This is a genomic window from Klebsiella spallanzanii, assembly GCF_902158555.1.
Lineage (GTDB): Bacteria > Pseudomonadota > Gammaproteobacteria > Enterobacterales > Enterobacteriaceae > Klebsiella > Klebsiella spallanzanii.
In genome coordinates this window covers 129,414-147,838 of record NZ_CABGGS010000023.1, presented here as the reverse complement: position 1 = coordinate 147,838, position 18,425 = coordinate 129,414, and the positions used below count along the sequence as shown (strand labels likewise).

Annotated in this window: 13 protein-coding genes and 1 pseudogene; 5 read left to right on the top strand and 9 right to left on the bottom strand. The window is 56.4% G+C overall.

The features are described from left to right. Positions 1–6: 6 nt before the first annotated feature. Complete coding sequence (gene eutS / locus FN082_RS15715; protein WP_004104395.1) at positions 7–342, bottom strand: ethanolamine utilization microcompartment protein EutS; 336 nt, start codon at positions 340–342, stop codon at positions 7–9. Positions 343–502: 160 nt separating this feature from the next. Beyond that, the gene (gene maeB / locus FN082_RS15710) at positions 503–2,782 is read right to left on the bottom strand and encodes an NADP-dependent oxaloacetate-decarboxylating malate dehydrogenase (RefSeq protein WP_139536729.1); all 2,280 of its coding nucleotides are present in this window, start codon (positions 2,780–2,782) and stop codon (positions 503–505) included. Positions 2,783–3,072: 290 nt separating this feature from the next. Between maeB and tkt the strand changes: the two genes are divergently transcribed. Next, the gene (gene tkt / locus FN082_RS15705) at positions 3,073–5,067 is read left to right on the top strand and encodes a transketolase (RefSeq protein ID WP_139536730.1); all 1,995 of its coding nucleotides are present in this window, start codon (positions 3,073–3,075) and stop codon (positions 5,065–5,067) included. Here tkt and FN082_RS15700 read toward each other — a convergent pair. From FN082_RS15700 to aegA, 3 genes and pseudogenes are all read right to left on the bottom strand, one after another. Continuing rightward, entirely contained in the window at positions 5,036–6,103 is a 1,068-nt protein-coding gene (locus FN082_RS15700) for a DUF1176 domain-containing protein (protein ID WP_139536731.1), read from the bottom strand. The genes tkt and FN082_RS15700 overlap by 32 nt on opposite strands. A 65-nt stretch (positions 6,104–6,168) precedes the next feature. Further along, positions 6,169–6,766 (bottom strand): annotated as a pseudogene (gene nudK, locus FN082_RS15695) (GDP-mannose pyrophosphatase NudK). 58 nt (positions 6,767–6,824) lie between these two features. Further along, positions 6,825–8,789 (bottom strand): formate-dependent uric acid utilization protein AegA, encoded by a 1,965-nt coding sequence (gene aegA, locus FN082_RS15690; protein ID WP_139536733.1) that lies wholly within the window; start codon positions 8,787–8,789, stop codon positions 6,825–6,827. A 384-nt stretch (positions 8,790–9,173) separates the two neighbouring features. On the opposite strand from aegA, the gene acrD reads away from it, so the two are divergent. Next, a complete protein-coding gene (acrD, locus tag FN082_RS15685) occupies positions 9,174–12,287 on the top strand; it encodes a multidrug efflux RND transporter permease AcrD (RefSeq protein ID WP_139536734.1) in 3,114 nt (1,037 codons plus the stop codon). 134 nt (positions 12,288–12,421) lie between these two features. On the opposite strand, the gene ypfM is transcribed toward acrD, so the two are convergent. Continuing rightward, positions 12,422–12,481 carry a protein YpfM gene (gene ypfM, locus FN082_RS15680; RefSeq protein WP_100181659.1) on the bottom strand — a complete coding sequence of 20 codons (60 nt, stop codon included), beginning with the start codon at positions 12,479–12,481 and terminating at the stop codon, positions 12,422–12,424. A 385-nt stretch (positions 12,482–12,866) separates the two neighbouring features. Between ypfM and FN082_RS15675 the strand changes: the two genes are divergently transcribed. From FN082_RS15675 to FN082_RS15665, 3 genes are read left to right on the top strand one after another with little or no spacing between them, the layout of a single operon-like run. Further along, a complete protein-coding gene (locus FN082_RS15675; protein ID WP_139536735.1) occupies positions 12,867–13,220 on the top strand; it encodes an ArsC family reductase in 354 nt (117 codons plus the stop codon). 3 nt (positions 13,221–13,223) lie between these two features. Beyond that, complete coding sequence (gene dapE, locus FN082_RS15670) at positions 13,224–14,351, top strand: succinyl-diaminopimelate desuccinylase (protein WP_139536736.1); 1,128 nt, start codon at positions 13,224–13,226, stop codon at positions 14,349–14,351. Positions 14,352–14,379: 28 nt separating this feature from the next. Beyond that, positions 14,380–14,583: a YpfN family protein gene (locus FN082_RS15665; protein ID WP_139536737.1), complete on the top strand. Its 204-nt coding sequence runs from the start codon at positions 14,380–14,382 to the stop codon at positions 14,581–14,583. Positions 14,584–14,666: 83 nt separating this feature from the next. On the opposite strand, the gene ypfH is transcribed toward FN082_RS15665, so the two are convergent. From ypfH to ypfJ, 3 genes are all read right to left on the bottom strand, one after another. Continuing rightward, positions 14,667–15,365, bottom strand: a complete 699-nt coding sequence (gene ypfH, locus FN082_RS15660) for an esterase (RefSeq protein WP_139536738.1) — start codon at positions 15,363–15,365, stop codon at positions 14,667–14,669. A 77-nt stretch (positions 15,366–15,442) separates the two neighbouring features. Beyond that, positions 15,443–17,446, bottom strand: a complete 2,004-nt coding sequence (locus FN082_RS15655) for a tRNA(Met) cytidine acetyltransferase TmcA (RefSeq protein ID WP_142981898.1) — start codon at positions 17,444–17,446, stop codon at positions 15,443–15,445. 12 nt (positions 17,447–17,458) lie between these two features. Further along, positions 17,459–18,328 carry a KPN_02809 family neutral zinc metallopeptidase gene (ypfJ, locus tag FN082_RS15650; protein WP_139536740.1) on the bottom strand — a complete coding sequence of 290 codons (870 nt, stop codon included), beginning with the start codon at positions 18,326–18,328 and terminating at the stop codon, positions 17,459–17,461. Positions 18,329–18,425 lie beyond the last annotated feature (97 nt).

Sequence of the window (18,425 nt, the reverse complement as noted above, 5' to 3'; positions counted from 1 at the left end):
CTCTAATTAGCTTTTCGTTAACTCACAGAGGGTATAATTTAATAATCGACCAAGCCCGCTAACCGTCTGGATTAGCGCCTCTTCGACCGCCCCGACCGAGCCATAAATCACCAGCGCACCGCTAAACCGGTCGAGAAAACCGATATGCACATCGGCGGCCTTCATCGCCAAATCACCAGCGATCATGGCGGTTTCTCCAGGGGTTAAGGTCATAATACCGATAGCGCCGGATTCGGGAACGCCGATCTTTTTCGCCAGCTCTGCACCGGGGTGCGCAATCAGATGCGCCAGCGTAACCTGCTTGCCGGGTACAAACTCCTGAATGATGCGTTCTTTATCCATGACTCACCGCTCCGCTAAAACTTGAGCTAATCGTGACAAGTTTTTGCTGGAGTAAATAACAAAATTCGGCAAGCTGATTTAAAAGGTGAGGTAGATCACTTATGAGCAGAAATAAAAAAGCGCGGGAAGATTTCCCGCGCCTGAATTAATTAAACGAATATTACAGCGGTTGAGTTTGCGCTTCGACAACCGCCAGCGCCACCATATTCACGATACGCCTTACCGAAGCAATGGGTGTCAGAATATGCACTGGCTTCGCCACGCCCATCAGTACCGGCCCGACGGTAACGCCTTCGGAGCTGGAGACGCGCAGTAAGTTGTAACTAATACGCGCCGCTTCCATATTCGGCATCACCAGGATATTCGCCGAGCCTTTCAGCGGACTATCCGGCATCCGGTCGTTACGGATACTTTCCACCAGCGCGGCATCGCCGTGCATCTCACCATCGATCATCAAATCCGGCGCCTGCGCCTTCACCAGCTCCAGCGCCTGGCGCATTTTGCTGGCAGACGGACAGTCCGAAGAGCCAAAGTTCGAGTGCGATAGCAGCGCCACCCGTGGTTCAATCCCGAAACGACGAACGGTCTCCGCCGCCATCAGGGTGATTTCAGCAATCTGCTCCGGCGACGGATCGTGGTTGACGTAGGTATCAGCAATAAAAGTGTTGCCGCTTGGCAGCAGCAGCGCATTCATCGCCCCCGCCGCATGAACCCCATCGCGATAGCCGAACAACGGCTGAATCACGCCATAGTGCTCGTGATAATCACCAATGGTGCCGCAGATCATCGCATCGGCTTCGCCGCGTTGCACCATGATCGCCCCAATCACCGTGGTGTTGCTGATCACCGCACGCTGTGCCTGTTCCTGCGTGATCCCGCGGCGCTTCATCAGATTGTAATATTCGTTCCAGTACTCTTTAAAGCGCGGATCGGACTCGTTATTCACAATTTCAAAATCAACGCCAGCTTTGATCTGCAGCCCCAGCTTCTGGATACGCATTTCGATGACGCCGGGGCGACCGATCAGGATCGGTTTCGCCAGCCCGAGAGAGACTAGCTCCTGAGTCGCGTGCAGCACACGGGTATCTTCACCTTCCGCCAGCACCACCCGCTTCGGCTCTTTACGCGCCTGTGAGAAAATCGGCTTCATAAACAGGTTCGTTTTATAGACAAACTCGCTCAGCTTCTCAACGTAGGCATCGAAATCGGCAATCGGGCGGGTTGCTACGCCGGAGTCCATCGCCGCTTTCGCCACCGCCGGTGCAATCTTGACGATCAAGCGCGGATCGAACGGTTTTGGAATGATATATTCCGCGCCGAAACTCAGGTCCTGATCGCCGTAGGCGGAGGCGACGACTTCGCTCTGTTCGGCATGAGCCAGCTCGGCAATCGCGTTTACCGCCGCCAGCTTCATCTCTTCATTAATCGCCGTTGCGCCGACGTCCAGCGCCCCGCGAAAGATGAACGGGAAGCACAGTACGTTGTTAACCTGGTTTGGATAGTCGGAGCGACCGGTGCAAATAATGGCGTCGGAGCGCACCTCTTTCGCCAGCGGCGGCAGAATTTCCGGCTCCGGGTTAGCCAGCGCCAGAATCATTGGCGCGCGAGCCATTTTCTTCACCATCTCCTGGGTCAGTACTTTCGGTCCCGAGCAGCCGAGGAAAATGTCCGCCCCGTCAATCACGTCATCCAGCGTACGTTTGCCGCTGTCTTCCACCGCGTAAGCCGCTTTGGTTTCCGCCATGTTCGGCTCGCGGCCTTTGTAGATAACCCCTTTCGAGTCGCAGACCACAATGTTGTGTTTCTGCATTCCCAGCGCCACCAGCAGGTTCATACAGGCAATCGCCGCCGCGCCCGCGCCGGAAACCACCATCCGTACGTCGGAGATGTTTTTTTCCACCACCCGAAGACCGTTAAGAATCGCCGCCGTACTGATAATCGCCGTACCGTGCTGATCGTCATGGAAGACCGGAATATTCATGCGCTCGCGCAGCTTCTGCTCAATGTAGAAGCACTCCGGCGCTTTAATATCCTCCAGGTTGATACCGCCGAAAGTCGGCTCCAGCGCCGCGACGACGTTGATAAATTTGTCCGGGTCCAGTTCATCGACTTCAATATCAAACACATCGATACCAGCGAATTTTTTAAACAGAACGCCTTTCCCTTCCATAACCGGCTTACCGGCCAGAGCGCCGATATGGCCTAGCCCCAGTACCGCAGTACCGTTGGAGACCACCGCAACCAGGTTGCCGCGAGCGGTATATTTATAGGCTGCCAGCGGGTCCTTCTCGATTTCCAGACAGGGTGCGGCGACGCCCGGCGAGTAGGCCAGCGCCAGATCGCGCTGGGTCGCAAGGGGCTTCGTCGGGGAAACCTGGATTTTTCCGGGGACGGGGAATTCATGGAAGTCGAGGGCGCTTTGTTTTAACTGCTCATCCATTTTATCGTTCCTTTCACGTATCGATCGTAGGGGGGTGAAACGTAATGGCGTACCTGGTGTTCACCCTAAAGGGCCACCTAGTATCTCGCCTGACGGCTTCATAAACTTTGAACACCGCCAAACTCTCGCCAAAACAAAGTTATATTTGTTATCGATTTATAATGTTTATGTAACTTAGATTCGGAAGCAATGATAGCCCCATCTGCTATGCTTTTTAGTTATGCAACTCATCAACCTCTCTATCCTAAGCCAATAAAAACTCATGCAACGTATTGTTTCAGGAGCATATTATGTCCCGTAGAGAACTTGCCAACGCCATCCGCGCCCTGAGTATGGATGCTGTCCAGAAAGCCAACTCCGGCCACCCCGGCGCGCCGATGGGCATGGCTGATATCGCAGAGGTGCTGTGGAACGATTTTCTTAAGCACAACCCTGAGAACCCCCACTGGTACGATCGCGACCGCTTTATCCTCTCCAACGGTCACGCTTCAATGCTGCTCTACAGCCTGCTGCACCTCACCGGTTACGATCTGCCGATGGATGAGCTCAAGCGCTTTCGCCAGCTGCATTCAAAAACTCCCGGTCATCCGGAGCATGGTTATACGCCAGGCGTTGAAACCACGACCGGCCCACTGGGACAGGGGTTGGCCAACGCCGTGGGAATGGCCATTGCCGAACGTACGCTCGCCGCGCAGTTCAATCGTCCAGGACATGATGTTGTTGACCACTTCACTTACGTGTTTATGGGCGACGGCTGTCTGATGGAAGGTATTTCTCACGAGGCCAGCTCGCTGGCGGGTACCCTTGGGTTAGGAAAGCTCATCGGCTTCTATGACCACAACGGCATCTCTATTGACGGCGAAGTTAAAGGCTGGTTTACCGATGACACGGCAAAACGCTTCGAGGCCTACCACTGGCACGTCGTGCATGAAATCGACGGTCACGATCCGCAGGCCGTGAAGCAAGCCATTCTGGAAGCTCAAAGCGTGAAGGACAAACCATCGCTGATAATCTGCCGAACGGTGATTGGTTTTGGCTCGCCAAATAAAGCCGGGAAAGAGGAAGCGCATGGTGCGGCTCTGGGGGAAAAAGAGGTCGCCTTAGCCCGCGAAAAACTGGGCTGGAAGTCTCCACCGTTTGAGATCCCGAAAGAAATTTATCAAGGCTGGGACGCCCGACCACGCGGCGAAAAGGCCGAACATGCGTGGAACGCAAAATTCGCCGATTATCAGCAACAGTATCCTGAGCTGGCGGCGGAGCTCAGCCGCAGAATGAGCGGCGAACTCCCGGAAAACTGGGCGGAAACCACGCAAAGCTATATCGCCAGGCTACAGGCTGAACCGGCAAAAATCGCCAGCCGCAAAGCATCGCAGAATGCTCTGAACGCTTACGGCCCGATACTGCCGGAGCTGCTGGGCGGTTCGGCGGACCTCGCGCCAAGTAACCTGACCATCTGGTCCGGATCGCGGTCGATTAAAGAAGAACCCGCCGGAAACTATATTCACTACGGCGTGCGTGAATTTGGCATGACCGCCATCGCTAACGGCATCGCGCTGCACGGCGGTTTTATCCCCTACACGTCCACTTTTCTGATGTTTGTCGAGTATGCCCGTAACGCGGCACGCATGGCGGCGCTGATGAAAGCACGGCAAATCATGGTCTATACCCATGATTCCATCGGTCTCGGGGAAGACGGTCCAACCCACCAGGCTGTGGAGCAGCTTGCCAGCCTGCGCCTGACGCCGAACTTCAGTACCTGGCGGCCGTGCGATCAGGTAGAAACGGCGGTGGCATGGCAGGCAGCTATCGCCAGAAACACGGGCCCGACAGCGCTGATCCTCTCAAGGCAAAATCTGACGCAAATGGCGCGGACACCGGAACAAGTGCAGAATATCGCCCGCGGCGGCTACGTGTTGAAGGACGCTGGCGGCAAGCCGGACCTGATCCTGATAGCCACCGGTTCGGAAGTGGAGATAACGGTACTGGCGGCGGAGAAGCTGCTCGCCAAAGGCGTCAACGTGCGGGTTGTCTCCCTGCCTTCGACTGATGTATTTGACGCACAGGACGAGGCGTATCGGGAGTCAGTCCTTCCCTCTGACGTCAGCGCCCGCGTCGCCGTCGAGGCAGGAATCGCCGACTACTGGTACAAGTACGTCGGCGTAAAAGGCAAGGTCGTCGGCATGACTGGCTTTGGCGAATCTGCTCCAGCAGATGAACTCTTCCCGTTCTTTGGCTTTACCGTTGACCATATCGTCAGCGTGGGAGATGAGGTACAGAACGGGTAACCCATAAAGTGGGCCAGGCATCTGGCCCCTGCCAGTTATCGCACTGCGGCTGCTGGGCGTAGCGCACAAGGCTAAACCGCTGGCCATCATAGCGCCAGCGCGTTTGCGTCCCGCAGTCGCCGGACGCGCGCCCTTTATCCAGCGTCACCAGTTCCTGTCGTCGGTCATCATAGCTGGCGTTAACCAGCTCAACTTCACGCGGGGCCTCGCCGGGCGGCTGAAAGGGTAGCGTGAGGCGCACCGGATGAGCAACGTACGGTCGCTGGCGCGAAACCAGCCAGGCCAGCCAAATCGTGTTGTAGGCACCCGCTTCGCAACTGGTCATCAGCAGAACTTTATCGTCAGTGAGCGCAGCGACTCGCACCTCGCGGCGAAACGGATCCAACGAACAGGCGCTGCTATTCATCCGCTCGTTACCGTAATCCATCAGATCGTTAAGTTCATCGCGGCTAAGGGGCGACTGCGCCATATCGATTTTTGTCACCGATCGCAGTGCGGGAGCAGGCGGAACGCTGAGCGGCGGCTCTTCCCCTTTCCCTACCCACGCGGTTTCGCTACCCACTCGCTTTTGCCGGTTATCGATAAACAGCAGCGCGGCTTTCAGCCCCTGTAAAGAGAGTGTCTGCAGGCCGTTTTCAAGTGTGATGGTCTTGGCTGTCTGTACCTGATGCAGGAAGGCATCGATAGTGTCGCTATCGTCGGTTTTAAGGAGTTTGTCGGCAATCTGCCAGTGTTTGTCGCCGAGGGCCAGAGGTTTGCCGTCGAGCTGAAGGCGCGGCGCAATCGGCGCCAGCGCGGCGACCGGGTTGCCCACGCCGCCGAGTTCAATGCGCAGGCTGGCGTTAGTCGCTGCCCCGGCGCTGCGGGTGAGGGTCATGACCAGACCGTGGTGTAACCCCACATTACGGGCCACGCAGAAATTCTGATTATTGCAGGTCACCAGCCAGTCGCTGAAGAGCTGTTGCGCCGGCGCCGCCCACACCAGCGATGTCGGCAGCAAACCGAAAAACAGAAACCCAATAATCCGATACAACATGAGCGGCACAACCCCGATGAAAACGCCATAAACAGCGGCTATGTTCACCAGCGGAGAGGTTTTACTCAATCAGATTTATCAGAGATCCCCGTCCATCAGCCCGGACGTTTGCAAATATTGCAGCAGGATCACCGCTTTGCCATCGCGAATTTCCCCGTTCGCCATCATCTCCAGCGCCTTGTTGAAGGGCAGTTCCAGCACTTCAATCTCTTCATCATCAACGCCGCCACCATCGTTGGCCCGCTGGGCGTCGCTGTATTCGGCAATAAAGAAGTGAATCAGCTCGGTGACGCCGCCGGGGGACATATACAGCTCAAACAGTTTACGCACTTCGCCGACTTCAAAGCCCGTTTCCTCAATGGCCTCTTTGCGCACGCACGCTTCCGGCTCGTCGTTATCCAGCAGCCCGGCGCAGGTCTCAATCAACATTCCGTCTTCGTTGCCGTTTACCCAGGTCGCGACGCGGAACTGGCGTACCAGCACTACGCTCTGCTTACGGCGGTTGTACAGCATGATAGTGGCGCCGTTGCCGCGATCGTAGACCTCGCGCTTATGGCGAACAACACTGCCGTCGCTGCGCGTCAGCTCATAGGTCATATTGCGTAACACGAACCAGTTTTTGGAGAGGATTTTATCTTTGATAACGTTGATATTGAGTGACATACGGGCCCCACAGCGAGAAATGACGTTGCCATACTACGCTGCGGAACCCGCTTTGTCGTTAGTGGAGCGGAATCGATTTAACGCCGAGGAAATCCATGATCCCCTGCGCCGCGTGGCGGCCTTCCGCCATGGCGGTCACCACCAGATCGGCACCGCGTACCGCATCGCCGCCGGCAAACACCTTGCGATGGGTGGTCTGGTAACGATAGCGGCTTTCGACATTAGCTTTGATCCGACCGCGGCTATCGAGCTTAACGCCGACTGACTCCAGCCACGGCATGCCGTGCGGATGGAAACCAAAGGCCATAATCACCGCATCAGCGGGCATCACGAACTCGCTACCGGGAATCGGCGACGGGCTGCGACGCCCCTGAGCATCCGGCGCGCCAAGCTGGGTCCGCAGGAAACGTACGCCGTTGACGTGCCCCTCGTCATCCAGCTCCAGGGTGACCGGCTGGACGTTGAACTCAAACGATGCCCCCTCTTCACGCGCGTTTTTAACCTCTTTCTTCGAGCCGGGCATATTGGCCTCATCGCGACGATAGGCACAGGTGACCTGCTTCGCGCCGTGTCGCAGCGCGGTGCGCACGCAATCCATCGCCGTATCGCCGCCGCCGAGCACCACGACGTTCAGCCCTTCGGTATTGACGTAAGGCTCTTCCGGCAGCTCCAGAAGCCCCATCACCTGCTTGGTGTTGGCAATCAGGAACGGCAGCGCGTCGTATACGCCCGGCGCGTCTTCGTTCGGCAGATCCGCTTTCATCGAGCGATAGGTTCCGGCACCAATAAACACCGCATCGTAGTCATCAAGCAGCGTGGTCAGCGGGATATCCTTGCCAATCTCACAGTTAAGCTCAAAACGCACCCCCATCTGGGTGAAGATTTCACGTCGCCGGGCAAGGAGTGATTTATCCAGCTTGAAGGCCGGGATACCGAAGGTCAGCAAACCGCCGATTTCCGGATGGCGGTCAAACACCACCGGGCTCACGCCGTTGCGCACCAGCCGGTCAGCGCAGGCAAGCCCGGCGGGACCGGCACCGATAATCGCGACCCGTTTGCCGCTTTCAACCACCTGCGAAAGGTCCGGCCGCCAGCCGTTGGCCAGCGCCTGGTCAGAGATATAGCGTTCAATGTTGCCGATCGTCACCGAACCGTGCTCATCGCGTATCGTACAGGCCCCTTCGCACAGGCGATCCTGCGGGCAGACGCGGCCGGTAATTTCCGGCAGGCAGTTGGTCTGGTGAGAAAGCTCTACGGCAGCGGAAATATCCCCCTCTTTTACGCGCTCAATCCATTGCGGAATATGGTTATGCAGCGGGCAGGTCCACTCACAAATGCTGTGATCGCCGCACTTAAGGCAGCGTTCCGCCTCTCGGTTGGCCTGCCCAGCGCTGAACGGCAGATAAATCTCAGCAAAATTGGCCTTACGCGCCTCGGCGGAGAGCTTATCCGGTTCACCACGCGGTGGCGTCGCCTCCATCTGAGCGACTTTCCCGGCGGTACAGGACGATATCACCGCGCTGGAGTGACCCAGACGCGCCGCGCGTTGACGCCGCTGTTTCGCCAGATTCAACAACGTGTTGTCCGTCGCCAGCTGTAGCGCCTCCGCCGGACAGTTTTGCACGCAGGCTGGCCCCTCTTCGCGACCATCGCACAAATCACATTTATGCGCCGTCGCTTTGACTCTTCCCTCCTGTACTGGCGTCAGAACAATTTGCATCACGCCAAACGGGCAGGCAACCATACAGGATTTACAGCCGATGCATTTCTCCTGATTAACCTGGACGCTGCCGTTAAGCTGGCTGATTGCGCCATTTGGACAACTGCGGGCGCAGGGCGCCCCTTCACAATGGTGACATGTTACTGCGTTACGTTTTTGCTCGCTTTTGATAACCGTAATGCGCGGCAGAAAACGCTGCGGGGTCAATACATGCTGCTCATCGTTGTGCGCCATGACGCAGGCAACTTCACAAGCCTTGCATCCGATGCACTTATGACTATCGCTTAAAATAAAGTGGTTCATGACATCCTTCAGTCTTATTGGTGAATAACCCCTCAATTCGCATGCTTATCTATTACCCGACAAGGTGGTGCCGGAACAATGTACATTTGCCCAGGTTAGCGATTTTTTGGTGATAACCCGAGTTGGATCAATTTTTTTGACTTAAATGAAATTACGTTTTATTTAGCTAAGTAATAATTGGTTGCATTCGAGTGGCCGCGGCGAGGCGCGGAAGAGAAATAAATATCGGTAGAGATAGCAGGACAGTTCTTTACGCTGCCATAAAAGGCACATGATAAATTACACTATCTCCTTAATTTCTCCACGATTGCCTGAGGGCTTGCCGCTAGAGTGTCACAGGCTGTGCAATAACAAAAAAATGTGCAAAATGAGGTCCTAATTCTGATGGCGAATTTTTTTATCGATCGCCCCATTTTTGCGTGGGTTCTGGCAATCCTTTTATGCCTGACCGGTACGCTCGCAATCTTGTCGCTTCCCGTTGAGCAGTATCCCGAACTAGCCCCCCCTAACGTGCGGGTCACGGCGAACTACCCAGGCGCTTCAGCACAGACGCTGGAAAATACTGTGACTCAGGTTATCGAGCAGAATATGACCGGCCTCGACAACCTGATGTATATGTCATCCCAAAGCAGCGGCACCGGCCAGGCAACCGTAACGCTGAGCTTTACCGCCGGCACCGACCCGGATGAAGCCGTCCAGCAGGTACAAAACCAGCTGCAATCGGCAATGCGCAAACTCCCGCAGGCTGTACAAAACCAGGGCGTCACGGTACGCAAAACCGGGGATACCAACATCCTGACCATCGCCTTCGTCTCTACCGACGGCAGCATGGATAAACAGGATATCGCCGACTACGTCGCCAGTAATATTCAGGACCCGCTAAGCCGGGTGAACGGCGTAGGCGACATTGACGCCTACGGTTCTCAGTACTCAATGCGCATCTGGCTCGACCCGGCCAAACTCAACAGTTTTCAGATGACGGCAAAAGACGTCACCGATGCCATTTCCTCGCAGAACGCGCAGATCGCCGTCGGCCAGTTAGGCGGCACGCCGTCGATAGATAAGCAGGCGCTTAACGCCACGATTAATTCACAATCGTTACTACAAACCCCGGAGCAGTTTCGCGATATCACCCTGCGGGTTAACCAGGATGGTTCAGAAGTCACCCTCGGCGACGTCGCCACCGTCGAAATGGGGGCGGAAAAATACGATTATCTTAGCCGCTACAACCGTCAGGCCGCTTCCGGTCTGGGGATAAAACTGGCATCCGGCGCTAACGAAATGGCGACCGCCGAACGTGTCATCAGCCGTCTGAACGAACTATCGCAATACTTCCCGCACGGTCTGGAATACAAAGTTGCTTACGAAACCACCTCTTTCGTTAAAGCATCGATTACCGACGTGGTGAAAACGCTGCTTGAAGCCATCGCGCTGGTCTTCCTCGTGATGTATCTGTTCCTGCAAAACTTCCGCGCGACGCTTATCCCGACGATAGCCGTACCGGTGGTGCTGATGGGGACCTTCGCCGTCCTCTTCGCCTGCGGCTACAGTATTAACACCTTAACCATGTTTGCCGTGGTGCTGGCGATTGGCCTGCTGGTGGATGATGCCATTGTGGTGGTGGAAAACGTCGAGCGTATCATGAGCGAGGAGGGCCTCTCGCCGCGCGAAGCAACGCGTAAATCGATGGGGCAGATTCAGGGCGCACTGGTCGGTATCGCCATGGTGCTTTCGGCAGTATTTGTGCCGATGGCCTTTTTCGGCGGCACCACCGGCGCTATCTATCGCCAGTTCTCGATCACCATTGTCTCGGCGATGGTACTGTCTGTTCTGGTTGCGATGATCCTGACCCCGGCGCTGTGCGCCACGCTATTAAAACCGATTCATAAAGGTGAAACCCACGGACAGCGGGGCTTCTTCGGCTGGTTTAACCGCATGTTCAACCGCAACGCCAGCCGCTACGAAACTGCCGTCGGCAAAATTCTTCATCGTTCGCTGCGCTGGATAATGATCTACGTCCTGCTGCTGGGGGGGATGGTGTTTCTGTTCCTGCATCTGCCAACGTCGTTCCTGCCGCTGGAAGACCGCGGCATGTTTACCACCTCGGTGCAGTTGCCAAGCGGGGCAACCCAACAGCAAACCCTGAAAGTAGTGCAGCAAGCAGAAGATTACTTCCTGAAAAATGAGAAAGAAAACGTCGAATCGGTGTTCGCAACTATCGGCTCCGGCCCCGGCGGCAACGGCCAGAACGTGGCGCGCATGTTCGTACGCCTGAAGGACTGGGACCAGCGCGATCCCACCACTGGCTCATCTTTCGCCATTATCGAACGCGCCACCAAAGCGTTTAACAAAATTACAGAGGCTCGCGTCTTTGCCAGCAGCCCACCGGCTATCAGCGGCCTGGGCAGTTCCGCCGGTTTCGATATGGAACTGGAAGACCACGCGGGCAACGGTCACGAAGCGCTAATGGCCGCTCGCGATACCCTGCTGGAACTGGCTGCCAAAAATAACCAGCTGACTCGCGTCCGCCATAACGGCCTCGACGATAGCCCACAGCTGCAAGTTGATATCGATCAGCGTAAAGCGCAGGCGTTAGGGGTCTCCATTGACGATATCAATGACACGCTGCAAACGGCGTGGGGCTCAAGCTACGTCAATGATTTTATGGACCGGGGACGCGTGAAGAAGGTCTACGTTCAGGCGGCCGCGCCGTATCGTATGCTGCCGGACGATATCAATTTGTGGTATGTACGCAACAACAACGGCACGATGGTGCCCTTCTCCGCCTTCGCCACCTCACGCTGGGAGACCGGCTCACCGCGTCTGGAACGCTACAACGGCTACTCGGCGGTAGAAATCGTTGGTGAAGCCGCGCCGGGCGTGAGTACCGGTACCGCTATGACGATTATGGAGGAACTGGCTCAGCAGTTGCCAAACGGCTTTGGTCTTGAGTGGACAGCGATGTCCTATCAGGAACGCCTCTCCGGGGCGCAGGCTCCGGCGCTGTACGCTATTTCACTGCTGGTGGTGTTCCTGTGTCTGGCAGCGCTGTACGAAAGCTGGTCGGTGCCGTTCTCGGTGATGCTGGTGGTGCCGCTGGGGGTTATCGGCGCGCTGCTGGCGACCTGGATGCGCGGGCTGGAAAACGATGTTTACTTCCAGGTCGGTCTGCTGACGGTAATCGGCTTGTCGGCGAAAAACGCGATTCTTATCGTCGAATTTGCCAATGAGCTGAATCAGAAAGGTGAAGACTTACTGACCGCCACGCTCTCCGCCTGCCGTCAGCGCCTGCGGCCAATTTTGATGACCTCGCTGGCGTTCATCTTCGGCGTACTGCCGATGGCCACCAGTACCGGCGCGGGATCAGGAAGTCAGCATGCCGTGGGTACCGGAGTGATGGGCGGGATGATCTCCGCCACCGTACTGGCGATTTTCTTCGTACCGCTGTTCTTCGTGCTGGTACGCCGCCGCTTCCCGCTCAAGGAACGACCGCAGTAACAAAGGCATGGCCCCTGTTTTTCATCGGGGCCAAATAACAGAAAAGGCGACCGGATGTGTCGCCTTTTTCATATGGTCGCTTCAACTGCATTATTATTCTGCCTGCGGAATCGCCATGCTCTTATTGCGGAAATTTATTTACGAAGCATGCCTTCGATAAAATCTTTCCAGTTCCCCAGTTCATGTTCAATCATAATAGCCTCTCTTATTATTATGGGTGATTCTATGAAAACTCATTGATGGTTAACAGACGGTTTACGCTATCGCTCTGATGACTTTAATTATCGCCTCCGCAACGGCCCCTTTCATTCGTAAGTACTATGAGCCGATTTTGGCCAGGTTAATGTGACCAATAGCAACATTTAGCAACATTTGTTCATGTGCACAGTCTGCTCGCACTCGGCTTCCCACCAGGGCACGCGCCATTGAGCGCACAAAAAACAACCAATATGTAACGTTTGATATATATTACGGGTAAAAACTGATATTTATTAACGTAATTCACGTATTATTTATTAACGACTTATATATTCGGAACATTCCTGGTCAAACGTTTAATTCAATGGAAAAGGTTTAATCATGCTCACCATGTACGGGATAAAAAACTGCGACACCATAAAAAAGGCCCGCCGCTGGCTGGAAGCCCAGCAGATAGAATATCGTTTTCATGATTATCGCGTCGATGGTCTGGACCGCGAATTACTAGACACTTTTATCGACGAACTCGGTTGGGAAGCGCTGCTCAACACCCGGGGCACCACCTGGCGCAAGCTGGATGAAACGGTCCGTGCCGGTATCAACAACGCCGACGCCGCGGCGAAACTGATGCTGGAAATGCCGGCAATCATTAAACGCCCATTGCTCTGCGCGCCCGGTCAGCCTATGCTGCTGGGTTTCAGTGAATCAAGTTATCAGCAGTTTAACGAGGTGTAGTCTATGTCTTGCCCGGTCATTGAGCTGGCTCAGCAGCTTATTCGCCGCCCTTCCCTCAGCCCCGATGATGCGGGATGTCAGGCGTTAATGGTTGAACGCCTACGTGCGATTGGCTTTACCGTTGAACCGATGGATTTCGGGGATACCCAAAACTTCTGGGCCTGGCGCGGGCGCGGAGAAACGCTGGCCTTCGCCGGTCATACCGATGTCGTCCCTTCAGGTGATGCCGACCGCTGGATTAATCCGCCGTTCGAACCCACGATTCGCGACGGTATGCTGTTTGGCCGCGGCGCGGCGGATATGAAAGGTTCTCTGGCCGCGATGGTGGTTGCCGCCGAACGCTTTGTCGCCCAGTATCCAGATCATAAAGGCCGCCTGGCATTCCTGATAACCTCTGATGAAGAGGCCAGCGCCAAAAACGGCACCGTTAAGGTTGTTGAAGCGCTGATGGCGCGCAACGAGCGCCTGGATTACTGCCTGGTGGGCGAACCGTCCAGCACCGAGGTCGTGGGCGATGTTGTCAAAAATGGCCGCCGCGGCTCTCTGACCTGCAACCTGACCATTCACGGCGTACAGGGGCACGTTGCCTATCCGCATCTCGCCGATAACCCGGTACACCGCGCTGCGCCGATGCTGGCGGAGCTGGTGAATATCGAGTGGGATAAAGGCAACGAATTCTTCCCGCCGACCAGTATGCAAATCGCCAACGTGCAGTCCGGAACCGGCAGCAACAACGTTATTCCCGGCGATATGTTCGTGCAGTTCAACTTCCGCTTTAGCACCGAGCTGACCGACGAAATGATCAAAGCACGCGTCGCGGCGCTGCTGAATAAGTACGAACTACGCTATAGCGTTGACTGGTGGCTCTCAGGCCAGCCGTTCCTGACCAGCCGCGGTAAGCTGGTTGATGCGGTAGTAAACGCCATTGAGCACTATAATGAAATAAAACCGCAGTTGCTGACTAACGGCGGCACTTCCGATGGGCGTTTTATCGCACGTATGGGCGCGCAGGTGGTTGAGCTGGGGCCCGTGAATGCCACCATCCATAAAATAAATGAGTGTGTGAATGCTGCCGACCTCCAGCTGCTGGCGCGGATGTACCAACGCATCATGGAACAACTGGTCGCCTGACGGCATCAATAGATAAGAGGTAGAGCGCATGGATTGGCTATCGAAATACTGGTGGATCCTGGTGTTGGTATTTTTAGTGGGCGTCATGATCAACGTGATTAAGGATCTTACCCGCGTTGACCATAAAAAATTTCTCAACAATAAGCCGGATCTTCCGCCGCATCGCGACTTCAACGATAAGTGGGACGATGATGATGACTGGCCGAAGAACGACCAGTCGAAGAAAAAGTAAGCACCTTGCCCGAACTACGGGCCCGCACAGGGTGCACTTTTGTAGCCCGGACAGATGCGCAGCATCGCCTCCGGGTTTTTTATTTACAGCAGCTCGATAATGTCGCTGTCTTTTGGCGTACTGCCGCTGAGCGCTTCGTCAAAATAGTGCTTCGGTACGGTAAAACGCAGATGATCGAGCGCAAACTGCATGCTGCGATCGTCAATGGCGTGTCCCAGGTCCTCAACAATATCCAGCGTTACATCACCGCCTGCCTGCTGAAGCGCTTCTTGCCCGGCTACCGCCCATGCCAGATCGATAACGCGATCTTCACCGCCGTGAATCAGGTGGATGGTCGTCGCCGTCGTCGCCGCTTCCGGCAACGTCGCATAGCGGCCGTTAAAGGCGATCACTCGCGATGCCAGACCCGGCTCAGCTTTAATGCTCTCCAGCGACATTATCGCCCCTTGCGAGAAGCCAATTAGCGCTGTTGCCTGCGGGCCGACGCCGCTTTGCTGCTGCCAGTAGCGAACGGTCTCGATAAAGGTTGGCATAATGGCGTCTACACGCTGCTGGCGGTTCTCTTCAGTGACGCCCTGCACGGAGAACCACTGGCGTCCAGGAGGCGGGCCGCACGGCTCTACGCCACCGATACTGACGATCAGCGCATCCGGGAAGAGCGGCGCAAACCAGCTGCCGATTTGTCCCATGGCAACCGGGTTATCGCCGACGCCATGAAACAGCAGCAGCAGTTGCTGTGCAGGGGTCGCGGGGCTTTGAACAACAAAATGGTCGTGTTTCATGGCTGTCTCCTTAATGTCTGCAAGGAAGTTTACGCCGCAGGCGAAATATGACCATGCCAATTAACTGAAGGAGTTAGTTAAAAAAATTGCAGCATTTCGACCTGTTGACGTAGATCCCTGGTGCGGGTTGCGTCCAGGCTTGATAACGCCTGCGCCGCCTCATCGCGTAGCCTGGCCAGCAGCGCTTTTCGCCCGGACAGCCGTAACGCGCGGCAAAGCTCTACCTCATCCTCCTGCTGCAGACGCGCGCGCAGCGCCGAAAGCGGTAAATCCACCTGAATGAGCAGGCGATTCAGGCAGCCAACAGCCGTCAGCAGCGGGCGATGAGCAAATGCAAAACCCGCGGCCTCCAGCCAGTCCTCTTCAGTAAAGATAGTCGCTTCTTCCGGCGTAGTCAGCAGCGAAGGTTCATCTCGCCAGTGGCGCAGCCAGCGCTCGTCGCGAAGTAACCGTTGAGCTTCCTGTTGAGCCAGATACCGACCAGCGGCGCTGATGGGATAGAGCGCCATTGCGCTATAACAGCCGCTGCTGGCTTCCCGGTGGGTTCCCAGCCGCACCAGCGTAAAACCGCAGCGTTGCCAGAATCGCCACAGCTCAGGCGTATAGCCAAAACTGACAGAAAGGTAATCCCGCCCCGATGCCTGGACCGCCGCACCGGCGACCAACCGTCGCCCCAATCCTTCACGCTGGCGAGCCGGGTGCACGGCAATACGACTGATACGCAGCCCCATGAGCGTCGCCGCCAGCGGGCTACCGCCGTGCGCCGCCAGCGACTGTGCAACCAGATTGCCGCGCGGGCGGCGATAGCCAGCCCATACCGCCTGGCTAAGCGACGGCTCAAGACCGCCCTCTTCCACCAGCCACAGCGCGCCGGCGATGCGCTCACCGCTGCGGGCGCAGGTAAAATGCTGCCCCGGCGCATCCATCATGCGCCGGAGATCCAGCGGCGAAGTGCGATAGTGCGCCCCCGAGAGCAGTTGATACATCGCCTCCAGTAAAGCAGGCTGCTGCTGCCAGCTAGCCTGGCTGATCTCTTCCAGCACCACATCACCAGCGGGCGCGTGCTGGAAGGTCTCGTCGCTAAACAGCAGCAACTTAGCAATGGCCGCCTCCAACGGACAGCCGGCCGCCCAGCGGATGGGCGTCGTCAAACTAAACTGGCGTAAATGTGAAAAGCTGGCGCAAAATTTAAGCAGAAAGCCGCGCCCGGTACCTTCGTAGCCCTGCACGGTGGTGGTCAGCAGCGTCCTCGGGAAACGAGCGATAAGCTGGCGCAACAGCGGCCCAGGGATTGCGGCGGCCTCGTCAACAATCAGCCATGAAGCCTCACACTCTGACGCCAGTAACGCATCGGGGGCCATAAAGCGAAAGCCTTCACCTGCAAAAGCCGTCATCACATCTGTGGCTGCGCGCGCGGGTGCCGTGACGACAGCGTCTCCCGCTATCTGGCGAATCAACATCCCTGCAAGAGCCGACTTTCCTCGTCCGCGTTCGGCGGTCAGCGCGGCAATACCGGGAGGGAAGTCAGCCAGTTCGGCAAGAACGGCGGCCTGCTCCGCCTGCGGATGACCGTCGGCGGGATGCCATTGCGTACGCACAGGAAAATCAGGCACGGCGAGTTCATTACCCTGACGCCAGAGTATTGACTCTTTTTCCGTCACGATCTGCTGGCAAAAACGGTAAACAAAATTAGGCGTAGGGACCGGTTCGGAGCTATCACTCCAGCGCAGTGAATCCGCATCAGGTTGAGTCGGCCATTGCGCAAAGTCTGGAGTGAGCAATACCAGCCAGCTTCCCGCGCGCAGCGTACCGGCTAACGCGGCAAATGCCGCTACATCAAACCCTTCGCGAGCATCGAAAAAGGCGTGCTGAAATTCGCGTCCCAGCAATGATTTTAGTGCAACAGAAGAGACGTACGGCTCCGGCATCGGCTGCGGGCCAACCCACAGACCGTCTCCGGATAGCGCGGTACGCAAGATTTGCGCCTGGCGCAGGCTCCAGGTATCATCGCCGCTAAGTACCAGCAGGCGGCGAATGCCCTCATGCGCCATTTGCGCCGTCAGGTGAAGCAGTTCATCCATAACAGACAGCAATTACAGCGCTTTGCCGAAGGTATTGCACTGCGCCGGGTCGCCGCTGTCAAAACCGCGTTTAAACCAGGTGTAGCGCTGCTGCGACGTCCCGTGAGTAAAGCTGTCCGGCACCACGCGCCCCTGGCTCTGCTGCTGCAAACGATCGTCGCCAATCGCCTCGGCGGCGTTCAACGCCTCCTGCAGATCACCGGTCTCCATCACGTCCTGTTTCTGCATATTGTAGCCCCACACGCCCGCAAAGCAGTCCGCCTGTAGCTCCATTTTCACCGACAGGCGATTCGCTTCCGCCTGTGAAGCATTTTGCTGCAGTTGGCGCACTTTCGCTTCAATACCCAGTAGTTTTTGTACGTGATGGCCCACCTCATGGGCGATAACGTAGCCCTGAGCAAAGTCGCCGCCCGCGCCGAGCTTGGTTTTCATCTCATCGTAGAATGACAGGTCGATATACACCGTGCTGTCCGCAGGGCAATAAAAAGGCCCCATCACCGACTGGCCGGTGCCGCAGGCGGTGCGCGTCGCGCCACGATACATCACCAGCTTTGGCTGCGGATACTGACGGCCCATCTCTTTGAAAATCGCGCCCCAGGTGTCTTCCGTATCCGCGAGGACGACTTTAGTAAACTTCGCGGCTTCATCATCCTGTGGACTAATGGAACGCTGCGTGGTGGTTTGCTGCTGGGTGACCGGCTCGCCGGTCAGCATGCCGGTTAAATCTACGCCGTAATATCCCGCCACCAGGATAATAATCAGCAACACGATACCGCCTTTCCCGCTGGGGAGACGAAAACCGCCACCTCCGCCCATCGGCGAACCAGATTGACCACGACGATCTTCAACATTGTCGCTTTCGCGACGTCCTTGCCAGCGCATAAGCACCTCAATTCATCATATTAACCAATGTATGAGATCGTAGGCGGTTCAGCGGAGGATTACCACAGGAAACAGCAAGAAGAGCGCCAGAAGAAGG